The organism is Pontibacillus sp. ABV4_188 (genome assembly GCF_056311905.1).
Genome location: NZ_CM149975.1, coordinates 3065072 through 3079270 on the forward strand (window position 1 = coordinate 3065072; position 14199 = coordinate 3079270).

At 40.2% G+C, this 14199-nt stretch carries 18 protein-coding genes; 6 read left to right on the plus strand and 12 right to left on the minus strand.

The annotated features are described in order from the left end of the window. Positions 1-50 precede the first annotated feature (50 nt). Complete coding sequence (locus ACYX4O_RS15725) at positions 51-281, plus strand: hypothetical protein (protein ID WP_476352068.1); 231 nt, start codon at positions 51-53, stop codon at positions 279-281. Here the strand turns inward: ACYX4O_RS15725 and ytpR are convergent. The 5 genes from ytpR to ACYX4O_RS15750 form a co-directional block, all read right to left on the minus strand. After that, entirely contained in the window at positions 268-876 is a 609-nt protein-coding gene (gene ytpR / locus ACYX4O_RS15730) for a YtpR family tRNA-binding protein (RefSeq protein WP_476352070.1), read from the minus strand. The two genes, ACYX4O_RS15725 and ytpR, sit on opposite strands and share 14 nt — an antisense overlap. 25 nt (positions 877-901) lie before the next feature. Further along, positions 902-1708 (minus strand): DUF1444 domain-containing protein, encoded by an 807-nt coding sequence (locus tag ACYX4O_RS15735; protein ID WP_476352072.1) that lies wholly within the window; start codon positions 1706-1708, stop codon positions 902-904. Positions 1709-1866: 158 nt separating this feature from the next. Then, positions 1867-2184: a thioredoxin family protein gene (locus ACYX4O_RS15740; RefSeq protein WP_476352074.1), complete on the minus strand. Its 318-nt coding sequence runs from the start codon at positions 2182-2184 to the stop codon at positions 1867-1869. Between the two features lie 13 nt (positions 2185-2197). Continuing rightward, positions 2198-3232: a PTS sugar transporter subunit IIC gene (locus ACYX4O_RS15745; RefSeq protein WP_476352076.1), complete on the minus strand. Its 1035-nt coding sequence runs from the start codon at positions 3230-3232 to the stop codon at positions 2198-2200. A gap of 812 nt (positions 3233-4044) precedes the next feature. Next, positions 4045-4584, minus strand: a complete 540-nt coding sequence (locus tag ACYX4O_RS15750) for a hypothetical protein (protein WP_476352078.1) — start codon at positions 4582-4584, stop codon at positions 4045-4047. 176 nt (positions 4585-4760) lie between these two features. On the opposite strand from ACYX4O_RS15750, the gene ACYX4O_RS15755 reads away from it, so the two are divergent. After that, a complete protein-coding gene (locus tag ACYX4O_RS15755) occupies positions 4761-5201 on the plus strand; it encodes a YtoQ family protein (protein WP_476352080.1) in 441 nt (146 codons plus the stop codon). A 494-nt stretch (positions 5202-5695) separates the two neighbouring features. Here ACYX4O_RS15755 and ACYX4O_RS15760 read toward each other — a convergent pair whose 3' ends face one another. Continuing rightward, a complete protein-coding gene (locus ACYX4O_RS15760) occupies positions 5696-6214 on the minus strand; it encodes a DUF84 family protein (protein ID WP_476352082.1) in 519 nt (172 codons plus the stop codon). 87 nt (positions 6215-6301) lie between these two features. After that, positions 6302-7369, minus strand: a complete 1068-nt coding sequence (locus ACYX4O_RS15765) for a M42 family metallopeptidase (protein ID WP_476352084.1) — start codon at positions 7367-7369, stop codon at positions 6302-6304. 152 nt (positions 7370-7521) lie between these two features. Here ACYX4O_RS15765 and ACYX4O_RS15770 point away from each other — a divergent pair, with 152 nt between their 5' ends. Further along, positions 7522-7836 carry a PepSY domain-containing protein gene (locus ACYX4O_RS15770; RefSeq protein ID WP_476352086.1) on the plus strand — a complete coding sequence of 105 codons (315 nt, stop codon included), beginning with the start codon at positions 7522-7524 and terminating at the stop codon, positions 7834-7836. Positions 7837-7883: 47 nt separating this feature from the next. Here the strand turns inward: ACYX4O_RS15770 and ACYX4O_RS15775 are convergent, their stop codons facing one another. Both ACYX4O_RS15775 and trmB read right to left on the minus strand, forming a co-directional pair. Next, on the minus strand, positions 7884-8726 hold the full coding sequence (locus ACYX4O_RS15775) for a YtnP family quorum-quenching lactonase (RefSeq protein WP_476352088.1): 843 nt from the start codon (positions 8724-8726) through the stop codon (positions 7884-7886). 59 nt (positions 8727-8785) lie between these two features. Beyond that, positions 8786-9439, minus strand: a complete 654-nt coding sequence (trmB, locus tag ACYX4O_RS15780) for a tRNA (guanosine(46)-N7)-methyltransferase TrmB (RefSeq protein ID WP_476352090.1) — start codon at positions 9437-9439, stop codon at positions 8786-8788. Between the two features lie 256 nt (positions 9440-9695). Between trmB and ACYX4O_RS15785 the strand changes: the two genes are divergently transcribed. Both ACYX4O_RS15785 and ACYX4O_RS15790 read left to right on the plus strand, forming a co-directional pair. Continuing rightward, complete coding sequence (locus ACYX4O_RS15785) at positions 9696-9857, plus strand: hypothetical protein (RefSeq protein ID WP_476352092.1); 162 nt, start codon at positions 9696-9698, stop codon at positions 9855-9857. 194 nt (positions 9858-10051) lie between these two features. After that, the gene (locus ACYX4O_RS15790; RefSeq protein WP_188654515.1) at positions 10052-10336 is read left to right on the plus strand and encodes a YtzH-like family protein; all 285 of its coding nucleotides are present in this window, start codon (positions 10052-10054) and stop codon (positions 10334-10336) included. Here the strand turns inward: ACYX4O_RS15790 and ACYX4O_RS15795 are convergent. Both ACYX4O_RS15795 and ACYX4O_RS15800 read right to left on the minus strand, forming a co-directional pair. Beyond that, complete coding sequence (locus ACYX4O_RS15795; RefSeq protein WP_476357169.1) at positions 10326-11129, minus strand: phosphotransferase; 804 nt, start codon at positions 11127-11129, stop codon at positions 10326-10328. The two genes, ACYX4O_RS15790 and ACYX4O_RS15795, sit on opposite strands and share 11 nt — an antisense overlap. A gap of 191 nt (positions 11130-11320) precedes the next feature. Further along, on the minus strand, positions 11321-12259 hold the full coding sequence (locus tag ACYX4O_RS15800; RefSeq protein ID WP_476352094.1) for a diacylglycerol/lipid kinase family protein: 939 nt from the start codon (positions 12257-12259) through the stop codon (positions 11321-11323). 78 nt (positions 12260-12337) lie between these two features. On the opposite strand from ACYX4O_RS15800, the gene ACYX4O_RS15805 reads away from it, so the two are divergent. After that, entirely contained in the window at positions 12338-13366 is a 1029-nt protein-coding gene (locus ACYX4O_RS15805) for an EAL domain-containing protein (protein ID WP_476352096.1), read from the plus strand. Here ACYX4O_RS15805 and ACYX4O_RS15810 read toward each other — a convergent pair. Then, entirely contained in the window at positions 13353-14198 is an 846-nt protein-coding gene (locus ACYX4O_RS15810; protein WP_476352098.1) for a nuclease-related domain-containing protein, read from the minus strand. The two genes, ACYX4O_RS15805 and ACYX4O_RS15810, sit on opposite strands and share 14 nt — an antisense overlap. Position 14199 lies beyond the last annotated feature (1 nt).

The window sequence follows — 14199 nt, forward strand, 5'->3', positions numbered from 1 at the left end:
TTAGAATTAATCCTATTTTAACAGTTTTTTGTCTATTTGAGTGCGCCATAATGCCCGATTCTAAAAATCTTACTTTAGACGCACAAATCCATACACTATTCGTATCCCTAGTCTCTTTCAAGGGGGAGGAATGGATTGCTTTTCATAAGGAACCATTTTTTTCAGATGCAGATGAACAGCCTATCCAATTACCATTCGTAACAAATGAACAAAACGACCAGAGAATCGTCTCTGGTCGCTTTGTTTGTCTTTCTATTCATTTCAGCATTACGCTAAGCTGAAAGGTTGTCCTACTTCATACGAATCCTCAAGGACAAGAATTCCTTTTTCTGTAGGTGCATCAGGAAGACCAAGTTCTTTTGCAGAGCAAATCATACCGCTCGATGGAACACCACGAAGTTCAGCATCCTTAATTTCCATGCCACCTGGCATCACAGCGCCTACTTTTGCTACAACTACTTTTTGACCAACATCTACGTTAGGAGCTCCGCACACGATCTGAACCGTTTCGTCCCCTAAGTCTACTTGGCAAACGCTTAGTTTATCAGCATTTTCATGTTGATCTTTCTCTTTCACATATCCAACTACAAATTTTGGAGAAAGATCTACGTTTAACTCTTCAGCTAGTTCATTCTTCTGGAAGATACCATGAATCTCTGTAAGCCAATCATCCGTTAGTTGAATGGCTCCTTTTTCGTTAATATTCAAGTAGGAAGAAGCGTTAAAGATATTGTACCCTAATAGTTTTCCATTTGACTGATCAGTTATCTTCACAACATCACCAAAGCGCTCTTGCTTCACCTCATTGCGATCTCCTTGTGCTACAGGGATAATTAATACATCCCCAATTCCATCTCGGTTATAAAATACTTGCATTCACTTGACTCCCTTTCTATTCCATTTAATCTGATTTCGGTTTATTTTGAGCTAAAACGAAGATCGGTTCTAGGTTTTTATCTTCATAAAGGAATGGCAACGACGTAATCGGTACACGGCCTTCTGCAAAAAACTTCATATTCATCTGAGCTAAAATATCATAACCAGATGCATTCTGAATGTCTGCGAAGATACACACATCCCCATGAGGGACAGCTACAGCTAGTTCACCCACACTCTGAGCTTTCATTTGCTCTAATAAAGCTTCATTTAGAATACGTGACGCATCATAGCCATCATTAGAAGATAAGAAATAAAATGTGTTACCTGCGACTTCATCTTGTTTCATACCTGTTTCTAAAGAACGAAGGTTAAAGCGCGCAATTTCTCTAATTCTTTCTTGATCTAATCCCTCTTCTTGTAACATAGCATGATCGATTAAGCGATACGACTTCCCAAGATCCAAGGCATAATAAATACGCGTCTCCGCAGTATGTTCATCCGTAACAAGCTTTTGTCCTTCATTGGATTCTGTCGGGAAAGAAGCAGCTCGGACCACAGGATAAATACTCTTTTCTTTGCCAGCTAACTGCTGTTTCTCATTCATAATGCGTAATGCTTCATGAATGTGTTCTTCTAGTTCATCAAGAGCTTTTTCTTTCTTTTGCTCATATTTAGAAATAATGCCTGGTAATGAAATCTCTATCCCTTGTTTCGTATCTGCCCATTCTACACGGAATGTATCTTTATCACGGTTGAAATGAGTCTTCCATTCTGGATTTTGTAACCTAGACTCTAACAACTTCTTCATCTTAATGCTCGTCATCTTCATTATTCTTCCTCCTTTATATGATGAAGGAAACATATACGTTTGTTATTTTAGCATGAATTCGAGAGGGAAAAAAGTTTCTACCCTAACCCATCTAATCTGCTCTGTTGGAAAGAAAGAGCTGTCCTGAAAGGATTTCAGAACAGCCCCGTATCCATTTATTAAGCTAACTCTTGAATAAATGATTCAATTTCATCACGAGTCTTACGATCCTTACTTACAAATCTACCTGTTTCTTCCCCATTTTTGAACGCCACAAAGCTTGGGATACCAAATACAGATAGATCTGCACATAGATCAATAAATTCATCTCGGTCTACATAATAGAACTGAACATTTGTATACGTTTCTTCTAACTCTGGAAGGAACGGCTCAATAACACGACAATCCGGGCACCAAGTTGCAGAGAACAGCAGTATGGTTTGTTGATCTCCTTGGATAATCTCTTTATATTGTTCAATTGACTCTAATTGCTTCATTCTAATCGACTCCTTATTCATACTCAATAGTTAGATCGCCATATTGGATCCAACCTTTTTTTCTAAACCACTCTGATAATAACAAAGTGATCAGGGCTGGACCAACAATATGCAACAACAAGATTTGAATTAGTATTTCAAAAGAAAACCCATATACTTGAAAGGTCATGATTTGCCCTACGAAGCCACTAGTCCCCATACCTGCTCCAGGTGCATTGTTTTCTAATTGTAGCCACACTGTAGCAACAGGCGCCAAAATGGCCCCTGCAATGGTAGGAGGAAGTATAAGAATCGGCTTCTTCAAAACATTCCCGACTTGAAGCATAGACGTTCCAATTCCTTGAGCTAACCAACCGCCCATCCCGTTTTCTCTATAACTCATCGTTGCAAATCCAATCATCTGCGCCGCACATCCTACTGTCGCAGCTCCGGCTGCAATTCCACTAATGTCTAACATAAGAGCTATTGCAAGGCTTGAAATAGGTGCCGTCAACGCCCATCCCATCAAAATGGCGACGATCATCCCCATAATAAAGGGTCGCTGATCTGTTGACCACTGAATAACTTCACCGAAGCTAACCATAAACGTGTTTACGGGAGGCCCTATAACAGAAGCAACTCCGTACCCTACAAAAATCGTCACAAGAGGCGTTAAAATGATATCTAAACGTGTTGTTTTATTGATCAACTTTCCAGCTTCAACAGACAACAGAGTAGCCACATAGGCTCCTGCTGGCCCACCAAGGCTTGCCCCAAATGCACCGCTAAATAGAGCCGTGAATATAACAAGGGGCGGTGCTTTCAGCCCATAAGCAATCGCAACGCCAATCGCCCCACCCCATACTTTTGTATCCATAGCAAACGTCCCCATCTCCACAAGCATAGCAGAACCCGGAAGCGCAACTTGTTCACCAATTGTTTTAATAATAAGTCCTATAATTAAAGATGAGAACAAACCAAGTGCCATATAACTAAGGGCGGTAATAACATACTCTTTCCAAGAAAGGCTTACCCCTTTCTTGTGCAAAAATGCTTTGAGCTTATTCACTCCACATCAGCCTCTCAATAGTATCAATCGATTACATCTTACCGAATTACCAAATCCAAAACAACTAAAAACAAGGCTCTGTTCATTTTTTACTCATTCCATATAAGACCTCTTATATAGTCAACTTGAAGTTGAGATAGCTTGTGAGGAGTCGTTTCCGTCAGCCTTAATGGAGCGTAAGGCGGGCCAGGAAATCACTCGCTTTCCGCGGGCGAGCTGTCGAGCCTCCTCGGGAAAACCACCCTGCGGGGTCTCGTCTACCTCTTTCTCCCGCAGGAGTCTCGCAATTTCCATGCCCGCCTTTTCCAAATGGGAAGAGACGGAAACACACCATATTTTTGGGGGGAGGGGGGTTAAGAGCAACTATAATAAGTGGGTCCGTTCACCTCATTAGCGTCAGGGCAGGCTTGGGGACTGCGAGACTCCCTCGGGATTAGGAGCCTATCCAGTTCCGGAGTGGAGGACCTAGCGAGATAAGTCATCTTTTTTACAAAGGCTAGTCGCCTTTTCCAAAAAGCTGTCTTATCCGTACGGTCCTAGGCACCACGCCTGCACTTTAAATTCTAGGTGAGACCCCGCAGGCCGGCTTTGCCGGTTGAGGAGGCTCGCCAGCTCCCCACAGGAAAGCGAGTGGTTTCTAGGCCCATCTTACACTCCATTAAAGCAAACGGAAACATTCTCTCAGCATGAAAACAAAAGCGGAAGTACACGTTTAGCAACGTATAGACTGGACCAAACCGCATAATATGCTTATTATAGACCGCGTTAAAAAAAGCTGACCAAATATGCTTGGTCAGCCTTTTCATACTTCGTTAGTTTGATGTTGATAGAACAATGGAGTGAACAACCTTCATCATTTTTCCGGCGTCTTCTTCCATTGCATTTAAGTCCGTTTCGGTCGTCATCTTGACGCCGCCTGCTCCAACTTGTAATTCATACGTGTCATCATCAATGGATGAAACTTTCATGTAACCAAATACTTCATCACTCTCAAATGCTTCGACAACAAGAATATTTCGGTCTTCTTTTGCCGACTGATAGAACGTTTTACTCGTTTTCTTTTCAAAAGGGTTGTAAAAAAGAATAAACTGTTTCTCATCAGATTCTAAGAGGATATTGTTAGGAGAATTAGATACTACTTCCATAGAATCAGGCAAATACATGGATACGTTCTCAAGCTCCGTATTTAACGACAAGTCATCTTCATTTATTGAAGATTCAGCAGCTTGTTTCGCTTCTTGAATGACAGCTTCTTCTGACTTAAAGAAACCTCCAACAAACAAACCTAGCAGAATAACAACAGCTATCCCAATTAAAAACATTAATAGCCATTTAGGGTTGAAAGCTTTCACACACACTCTCTCCTTGAATAGTCTCGATACTTCCTTCAGTAACCGTTCCTATACATATCATACTATGGAATACAAATTTGACAAGTAAAGATTTGAAACTTGCAATCTGTTATATGAAAGCGTTTGTGCTACACTTTAGGATGAACTATATAGAGTAAAGAAAGGGGAAAATTTTAATGAAACTAACCGTGTATTTAGCAGGTCAGATTCACGATGATTGGAGAAAAGACCTAGAAAAGAAAGCCGAGGAAAAAGGTTTACCCGTGCAGTTTGTAAGTCCTCAAACGAACCATGACCGGTCTGATTCTATAGGAGAAGATATACTAGGTGAACAACCAGATAACATTTATCGTGATGACACCGCCTCAAGTATTAACAATTTAAGGACCAAAATTTTATTAAATAAATCCGACCTTGTTATCGCGCTTTTTGGAGATAAGTATAAACAGTGGAATACGGCAATGGACGCAGCTACAGCAATCAATCAAGATATTCCTACTATACTCATTCGCCCTGAATTCCTACACCATCCACTCAAAGAACTATCAAACAAAGCCAACGTAACCGTCGAAACCATCGACCAAGCCTTAGAAGTAATCGAGTACATTTTCGAATAGACCCGAACCTTTACAAGTAGGGCATGAAGCTGAGACATTTGTGTGTATGGGGCCGTTACGTTTGTTAAGTGGTTGGGGTGTCTGGGGAACGACTCGCTTTCCGCAGGCGAGCTGTCGAGCCTCCTCACTCACTACGTTCGCTCCGGGGTCTCGTCGACCTCTTTCTCCTGCAGGAGTCTCCCCGTTCCCCAGACACCCCTTATCAGAAGTTGTATAACGTCCCCTCAGCTCGAGCATGGTGAGGCATCAACAATACGCCCTCCTTATGTAGCATGCTTACGTTCCCTCAATATACGGCAAAGGTGGTTCGGGAAATTGCGAGACTCCTGCGGCAGTAGGAGCCTAGGGGAGACCGCGGAAAGCGCGTAGCGATTGAGGAGGCTCCCCAGCTCGCCGCGGAAAGCGAGTGATTTCCCGAACCACCTTACTCTAAATAACGCTAATGGAAACATTATCTCAGTTTCGTATATTCAATACCACACAAAAAAGGGCGATTATTCATCGCCCTTTTTACTATAATAAAACTCATATTGACCTCTTAATAGTTGAACAATGTGAGCAAACATACCGGATCGATTCACAAGTTCGTTTGTGAACACACCGATTGCGCCTTCATTGTGACGAACGTTCTCGCCCTTAGCATAATCATCTATTACTTCGCCAAGTTCTTTTCCTTTGTTTAACTCATTTGCAATTGAATCGGGTAGAGGGATTCGTGCACCGCCTGCAACAAACGTATTCTCCTCAGAGTCCACTAGCGCTCCCCAGTTGCATAGGTACAAGTCATTCTCTAACTCCATCACGCCACCTTCAAGACCGATTCCTACAACACCTTTTTCTGTTTTGGCGCATTCTCTAGCACGATTAATCGCTCCTTCAAGTGTCTCTTCGTCACAAAAAGGTTGAGAAGAAACCTTGGAGGAAACTTCAATCCCTTCCACTTGATCATTACCAAAGATTTGTTGCACAGCTTCAAGTTTTGCAGGGTTGGTAGAGCCAACGATTATTTTCATCGTTACATCCTTTCTTGGATCAAAAACCTACATATTAACGAATCAAAGGTTGTTCTATTTGTTATAAGAGAACAACCTTTGAACATGTTACCCGTTTTGTTTAATTTGTTCAAGAGTATTTTGATCAGTTGTTCGTACTAGCTTCGTAATCAGTTCCTTGGCAGCTGCATAATCATCCACGTGGATCATTGAAGCGGAAGTGTGAATATAGCGTGAGCAAATACCAACAACAGCGGAAGGAACCCCTTCATTCGAAGTATGAACGCGACCTGCATCTGTGCCACCCTGTGATATAAAGTATTGATATGGAATATCATTGGATTCAGCTGTATCAAGAATAAAATCACGGATGCCTCGATGCGTTACCATCGTTCTATCAAAGATACGAAGCAATGCTCCTTTTCCTAGCTGACCGAACTCTTTCTTATCTCCAGACATATCATTTGCTGGAGAGGCATCAAGAGCATAGAAAATATCTGGTTGAATCATGTTAGCAGCTACTTGCGCACCACGCAACCCTACTTCTTCTTGTACCGTAGCTCCAGAATACAATTGATTTGGAAGCTTTTCACCTTGAAGTTCCTTCATAAGCTCCACAGCAAGCCCACAGCCATATCGATTATCCCAAGCTTTAGCTAAAATTTTCTTCTCGTTCGCCATTGGAGTGAACGGGCAAATTGGCACAATTTGTTGCCCTGGTTTAATGCCAATGTGTTTAGCATCATCAGCATCGTCTGCTCCGATGTCGATCATCATGTTCTTAATTTCCATCGGTTTCTTACGTTGTTCAGGAGTAAGGTTATGAGGAGGAATAGAACCAATCACCCCTGTAATTGGACCGTTCTCAGTCATAATCTGAACTCGTTGTGCTAATAGCACCTGGCTCCACCAGCCGCCTAGTGTTTGAAAGCGAATCATTCCGTTTGGAGTGATTTGAGACACCATAAAGCCGACTTCGTCCATGTGGCCTGCAACCATAACTTTTGGCCCTTCACCATTTTTCACTCCGAACACGCCACCTAAGCGATCTTGAATGATCTCATCTGAGTATTTCTCAAGTTCCCCTTTCATAAAAGAACGGACAGCATGTTCATTCCCCGGAGCTCCCTGTAGCTCAGTTAAAGTCTTGAATAAATCCTGCGTTTCTTGATTCATATGTATTCATCTCCAATTTTTTATCACTTGATCTCTTCATTATTTTAACGAATGTTCTGAATTGTTTCCACCTATCTAACCCTATTATTTTCTATTTTGCTCATTTTCGTCTATACTATTAAGTATAAATCGTTAGTAGAGAGGTGTTAGGTATGAAATTGAAACGTTCATTGTTAGCTTTAGGTATCGGTACAGTAGTCGGTGTTGTGGCTTGGAAACAGATTAGCGATAAACAGCAGCTATCTCCTGAAAAGGCTCTTAAGCTCGCAAAGGAATCCTTTAAACGTCAGGGTCCTATTAGCGGCTCTTGGATTCACATGAAGACCGAAGAATTCTCAAATGACGATCTCCCTTACACAGTTTATCGCGGGGGAGTTTCACGCTCTCTTGATGGCCAGACAAAGCAATATGAATTCTATATGGATGCCGTTACAGGCACTATTTTAGATGTTAGCGTTGTAGCCTAGATTGTAGACAAAAGGTATCTCCATATATGGAGATACCTTTTTCATGTCTAACGATCCCTTTTTACTTGGTCTATGATCTCACCACTTGGATTAAACTGTAAAGCCCTATAGTACGCATCATGATAGAACGTATACCAAGCTTTACGTTTATATCCATACTTCATCCAATCTTCCTTCTGATGAACAGATGTAACAGGATAGTCATCATAAGCTAATACCCATAGGACGTTTTGATGAGCATGTGTGGGCATGATGTCAGCCATATGAATGAATAGATTTTCTTCTTCAGAAAACTTTATGACGCTATGACCCCCACTATGTCCACCAGTGTGAATCATGTATAACCCTTCTGTTATCTCTAGAGATTCATTAAATGGCCGAACTCTTGACTCAATTGGCTTCCAATTCTCTTCCCAATATGTATTCTTTGAACGAATATTAGGAGACCTCATCTCATCCCATTCAACAGAAGAAGTATAGATTACAGCATTTTCGAAAGCAGGAACCCACTCATCTTCATTCCATTTGGTTAATCCACACGCATGATCAAAATGAAGATGCGTCATTAAGACCCCATCTATTTCACTTGTATGGTAACCTAATTCTTTAAGGGAATCTTCTACAGCAGACTGCTCATCTACACCGAAATTCCTTAGTTGTTTCTCTGTCATCTTACCATTCCCAATACCTGCATCAATTAAGAACTTTTTACCGTCTAGTTCTAGCAGAATAGGGTCTGTTCTAAGTTCTATTTGGTTTTTTTCATTGTGTGGATACTTCTGGCTCCATAGAGGTTTTGGAACAACTCCAAACATCGCTCCGCCATCCAAGTGTGTCACGCCTCCATTTAACCAGGTCAACTTTGCACGTCCAACTTGTAACGTTTCCATATCATCCCCCCCATTACTTTAATAGTTTAACATAGAGGAAACACGAAATGTAAACGTTATCAGTCCGTTAGTTTTTCCGGAAAACGGACACGACAACGATAAATAGGTTGTCCTTTATTTGAGAATTTCTCTTCATATTCCGTCATGACATTATAAGGATCTTCTAACGTATGAAGGTCTAAGTTAACTTCTTCAATTTTACAACCATATTGCGAAAAGCTCATAAGAGAGTATTCAAAGAGTTGTTGGTTGTCGGTCTTCATAACGATTTGACCATTAGGTTTTAATACTGCTTCATACTGTTCCAAAAAGGTATGGAACGTTAAGCGACGTTTCTCATGACGTGATTTAGGCCATGGGTCAGAGAAGTTTAAATAAATTTGGTCTACTTCATTATCCCCAAACAAATCTCTCAGATCACTTGCGTCTACATTAAGAAGACGAACATTGGATACTTCTGCATTTAATACTTTACGAAGTGCACCTACAATTACACTCTTAACTCTCTCTATACCTATAAAATTGATTTCAGGATGTTGCTTGCCCATACCAGATATAAATGCACCTTTACCTGAACCAATTTCTAAATGAAGAGGTTGATCCTCTGTAAATTCGTTTTTCCAATTTTCCTTTTTCGAAAAGGGCTCTTCTACAACAACATGGTTATTCTCATGCATGAAGTCATCGGCCCACGGTTTGTTCCGAAGTCGCATCTTGCCTTCCTCCTTACCATAATCAATGTATACCTTATCACGAACAAATGAAAAGTGAAAGTTTTTGTCGATACGTAGCAATACCGTATATCTTTGAGGAAAAGAACGCTTTTTTAACTCTGAGTACTTCTTGAGACCTTATATCACTATATAAGTTGAAATTTCATCCTTAAAAAGGGAAAAATGCTGTTGGGTTGGAAGCGCTTTCTGTTTTATGATATAGAAAGTGTTCAAATACGGGAAATGGAGTGATTACATGTTAACTCTCTTATCTAAATGTACAGAAGCATTCGTTTTGTTTATGCTAGGCCTATCCTTTGTAGGTTACGCTGTTTTTGTTTATCCATTTGAAAAGCTTCATGAGAAAACAAATAGAGAAGTAAAAGCCAACCAGCTAAAATATGCGCCTAATGCGTAACAAACTTTAGACACATTAATTACATTTACATGTGTAATTATAAATATAGCCTAATAAAAAAGAACTTTGGGATAGAATACCCCAAAGTTCTTTTTTTACGCTATACGACGACGCTTAAGTACTTAAATGTTGATAATGGTGTACATATTCCCTCTAAATCCGTAAAAACTACGGGTAGAAAGGGGATAGACAGAATGCCATTAACAGTGAAAGATCAAGTAAATGTACTTTATGATTTACTAAGTGAACATTCAGAAGACTGCTGTGGCAGCGTATCTGAGTGCCAGCAAATTCAAAGGCTAGTTCGCTCCATTCTAACTAAAAAAGAATTACAGGATGAAAATGTCCTACGTTCTTTACCGGCCATTTATGATTATGGAAAAGCAGGAGAAGATTCAGGTGACTTAACGGGTCATATTACATCGAACCAGTCTCAATTAGAAGAATGGGTAACATCGATTGGAAATGTTAAATATTAATAATCCCAAGCTTCACCATAAGCCGCTTAAGGTCCTCAAGCCAACGAGCGGCTTCTGATTCTTCATGTCTGCTATTATGCCACTGAATAAATGAAACGGTTTGGGCTACAATGTACCAATGCATACGAACCAATAAGGGTTCATCCAACTCAATACCGTAAGTGTCTAGCCAAACATCCCATTCCTCTTCAGGGATGTACCAATGTAAAATCATCCCCAAATCCATAGCAGGATCAGCTACCATCGCATTGTCCCAATCAATTAGAAACAGTTGATCTGCATCTGTCAAAAGCCAGTTATTGTGGTTCATGTCACTATGACATACCACTTTCTTTTGATTTTGAACATGGGGGAGTTGCTTATCAAGATAACGCAATGCTTGATGAATTTCTATTTGAGTATTTATGAAACTTGAACACTGCTCTTGCTTCCGTAAATCATTTAAATAATCAATAGGATCTAAAGGTTGTTTCCCTAATCGCATAAGCAGATCTAACAATTCGGAAGAATGATGAATTTTACTTAACAGTTGGGCTACTCGAGGGTGCTTGATCTCTTCAGGCTTAAGCTCTCTTCCTTCTAACCACTGTTGGGCGGTAATTACATCACCATTTTCCATTCGTTTCGTCCACACAAGCTTAGGAACGATTCCTTCCGCTGACAGCACAGCTAAAAAAGGTGAGGAATTTCGTTTAAGAAATAGGCGCTTTCCTTCACGGTGTGCATAGTAAGCTTCTCCTGTGGAGCCGCCTGCTGGGGTAATAGTCCAATCATTACCGAGTATTTGTTCCAACCAATTCACCTTCAATTCCTCAAATCTGTTCAGGTTTGTTTTCTTTATCATCGTAAGAATGTATAATTGTTATAAATATCGCACAGAGTCAGTACGTGCCTTATTAGTAATGCAATATTATCATGTTGTTTTTAAAGACACGACATCAATAGATTAACGCATTTTAACTATCGAATTCAAGTCTTATTCCGTTATTTCTTTCCTCTGTATACGGGCCTGGGTATATTCATCTTTTGGATATGACAAGCTTGGCATGAACCAGACTCCCCGTCCACATGATAAGACAAATTCTCTTCACTCTTAACAGAGATAGTAGAGCCAGTCAGAACCTCTACTTCTTTAAATCGGACATGCCCTCCCCAAAAAACGCTCACAAACAGGACAAGTACTTTCCATTTAGAAATATCATGAAGAACAAGTAGCGCCAATTGGCTTGATTGCATGCGAGCATTTGGTAATATCCTCATCCCACCACCGTAGTACCCATGAATTCCTATTGTGACCATCCATACATTTTCGAGTGTTCGCTTCTCCCCATCTACTGTTAACTCTATTGCTTTCGGTTGAAAGGATCCTAACGTTTTTAATAAAGCTAAACAATAGATAAGAAAACCAATATTGTAATGATTTAACCACTTCTTTAGGATTGAATGATTTGCTACCTTTACAATCTCTCCATCAAAACCAAATCCAATACTATTCGCAAAAAGTCTTTTGTTCTTTGTTTTACGATAATCTGTTTGATAGGTTCCTACACGATATTCTGAATAGTTCTCCTCGCTTCCTACAATGTCTTCAAATAGTTCAATAGGACCTTTCTTCAAAAGGGTAGCCTTGCCAAAGTCATTACCAGATCCACCAGGGATAAAAGCAACAGGAACAGACGGGTAATGTTTAAGTCCATTTAAGACTTCATGAATTGTGCCATCTCCTCCTATAGCAATCATACAAATTATTCTTTCTTTATATATTTCTGCAACTTGTTGAGCCAGCGCTTCTGCATGTCCTTCATGTTGAGTTATAAAAGCACGACATTCCACCTTTTTATAGGCAGGAGATTGTCGCACCTGTTCAAACACTTTCATAGCCTTGCCGCTTCCGGCAAAAGGGTTCACAATAACAATGTACATATTAAAACTTCCCCTTCTCCAAACCTTATCACTTCAGAAAATAGTCCTGTTTCTATTATACTAGTATATAAAGGAGTGATGATCATCTCTATCGATTGCCAATGGTGCGGAACATCTGTATCACTGCCTTCTAGTGGATACATGACCGTGCGAACAAAAACCAAACATCAAACTTGGAAACATTCTATTCAGCTACCAATTAGCCAGCAGCAAGAAAGCTTCCTTATGTATGAATTCAATTCTTATCACGAATTACTACAAGGTCTACAAACCTTGATGGACCACGAGATGCATCAAGAATGGGTTCATTTATCTCAAATACAGGGAAACAATTCTTTTCCTATGCAGATTAAACACTTATTTGAACGCCTCTCTCACCCTGATCTTGTAACAATAATTGAAGAAGGTCGTTTTACATCTTACCTTCAACCGATTGTGCACATGAACACAGGCGAGGTTTATGGATACGAAGCCCTCTTGCGATCAACAGAGAGCAATGTTTCTCCAGCAGATCTATTTTCTTTCGCCAAACGGGCAGGGCTTCACTCCATGTTAGATCAGAAAGCTCGAGAAGAAGCAGTAAAAGCTAAAGCTACACACCTTAATGATGGTCAAAAGTGCTTTATTAATTTTCTTCCATCCACAATCTATGTTCCGGAACATTGTTTAAGCCATACCTTTAACATTGTTAAAAAGTACAACGTTGACCCGGGAGATCTTGTCTTTGAAGTTGTCGAAACTGAAAGAATTCACAGCATTGATCACTTACATAATATTTTTTCGACCTACAAAGCTTCAGGCATGCACGTAGCATTAGATGATGTAGGCAGTGGTTATAGTACTTTAGAAGTCCTTAGTCTATTAAAACCAGACGTAGTCAAGATTGACCGAGGATACATCAGAGATTGTCACGAGGACTATAACAAACAAGCATTTTTGAAATCGGTCATCACAACCGCTAATGAATTGTCCATCACCTTACTAGCGGAAGGAATTGAAACCAAGGAAGAATATAGATGGCTAGAAGAGTCAGGGATCCACCTTGGGCAAGGCTATTTCATCGGGAAACCATCACCGCAACCTATTGAGGAATTTATTCTTCCTTAAATGTGTCTTCTTGGTTCCATTCCGTTCGTTTGACAGAAGTAAATTGTGTATAGTGGAGCAATTTCGCCATGACTTTCATCTGATGGTACTTTAGCGGTGACTTAAAGGATCTCATTCGTTCAAACCATTCTTCGTATTCATCTACTCCCACATACTCCGTTTGATAGGGTTCTAGATTAAACTCTATTTTGTTTCCTGGAGATAGGACTAGTTGTTTAACAGGGTAATCAATGTTATGAGCTTTCAAGATACTTTGCACGATTCGTGACGTTCTTTTCAGTGAAATTAAGGGACTCAGAAAACGAGTCCGGACATTACTTTCTTCTTTATACCATGAACGTTCATCTCCAGGGATCAATGTTGTGCTCTCAGCCTCGTCAATGAGTTTCACACAATAAATACCTTGGGGATGGATTATGATTGAGTCTGTTTCAATAGGCGCTTTTTTAATAAGAAAGATTGGTTCATATAAGAGAAGGAATGTGTCAGGAAATCGTTGTAAAAAATAACGGAGCGTTTTATCTTCCTCATATCCCCTGTCTATAAAAGACATCTCTGTTAACGATCGAGATGCCCACTTTAATTGGAATGGGAGTAACCCATCAAGGAAATATTGTTTAACTTCTTGCTCATTAGTGGGGACACTGCCTTTGTAAATGAAAGCACTTAAGGCTTCGTGATATTCCGTTTCTTCTAATTCAAACCTACGATCCCACAATGACTTCAACTTTTTCCAATTCCCTTGTTTGAGGCGTATGAATTGTCCGGGATAGCGATAAGGATCCACTGAATATCTTGATACATAGTCCTGAAGCTTAATTAACTGTGCCACG

Coding starts and splice junctions, on each gene's coding strand:
- ACYX4O_RS15725 (WP_476352068.1), top strand. CDS start 51: ATGCCCGATTCTAAAAATCTTACTTTAGACGCACAAATCCATACACTA.
- ytpR (WP_476352070.1), bottom strand. CDS start 876: ATGCAAGTATTTTATAACCGAGATGGAATTGGGGATGTATTAATTATC.
- ACYX4O_RS15735 (WP_476352072.1), bottom strand. CDS start 1,708: ATGAAGATGACGAGCATTAAGATGAAGAAGTTGTTAGAGTCTAGGTTA.
- ACYX4O_RS15740 (WP_476352074.1), bottom strand. CDS start 2,184: ATGAAGCAATTAGAGTCAATTGAACAATATAAAGAGATTATCCAAGGA.
- ACYX4O_RS15755 (WP_476352080.1), top strand. CDS start 4,761: ATGAAACTAACCGTGTATTTAGCAGGTCAGATTCACGATGATTGGAGA.
- ACYX4O_RS15760 (WP_476352082.1), bottom strand. CDS start 6,214: ATGAAAATAATCGTTGGCTCTACCAACCCTGCAAAACTTGAAGCTGTG.
- ACYX4O_RS15765 (WP_476352084.1), bottom strand. CDS start 7,369: ATGAATCAAGAAACGCAGGATTTATTCAAGACTTTAACTGAGCTACAG.
- ACYX4O_RS15770 (WP_476352086.1), top strand. CDS start 7,522: ATGAAATTGAAACGTTCATTGTTAGCTTTAGGTATCGGTACAGTAGTC.
- ACYX4O_RS15775 (WP_476352088.1), bottom strand. CDS start 8,726: ATGGAAACGTTACAAGTTGGACGTGCAAAGTTGACCTGGTTAAATGGA.
- trmB (WP_476352090.1), bottom strand. CDS start 9,439: ATGCGACTTCGGAACAAACCGTGGGCCGATGACTTCATGCATGAGAAT.
- ACYX4O_RS15785 (WP_476352092.1), top strand. CDS start 9,696: ATGTTAACTCTCTTATCTAAATGTACAGAAGCATTCGTTTTGTTTATG.
- ACYX4O_RS15790 (WP_188654515.1), top strand. CDS start 10,052: ATGCCATTAACAGTGAAAGATCAAGTAAATGTACTTTATGATTTACTA.
- ACYX4O_RS15800 (WP_476352094.1), bottom strand. CDS start 12,259: ATGTACATTGTTATTGTGAACCCTTTTGCCGGAAGCGGCAAGGCTATG.
- ACYX4O_RS15805 (WP_476352096.1), top strand. CDS start 12,338: ATGATCATCTCTATCGATTGCCAATGGTGCGGAACATCTGTATCACTG.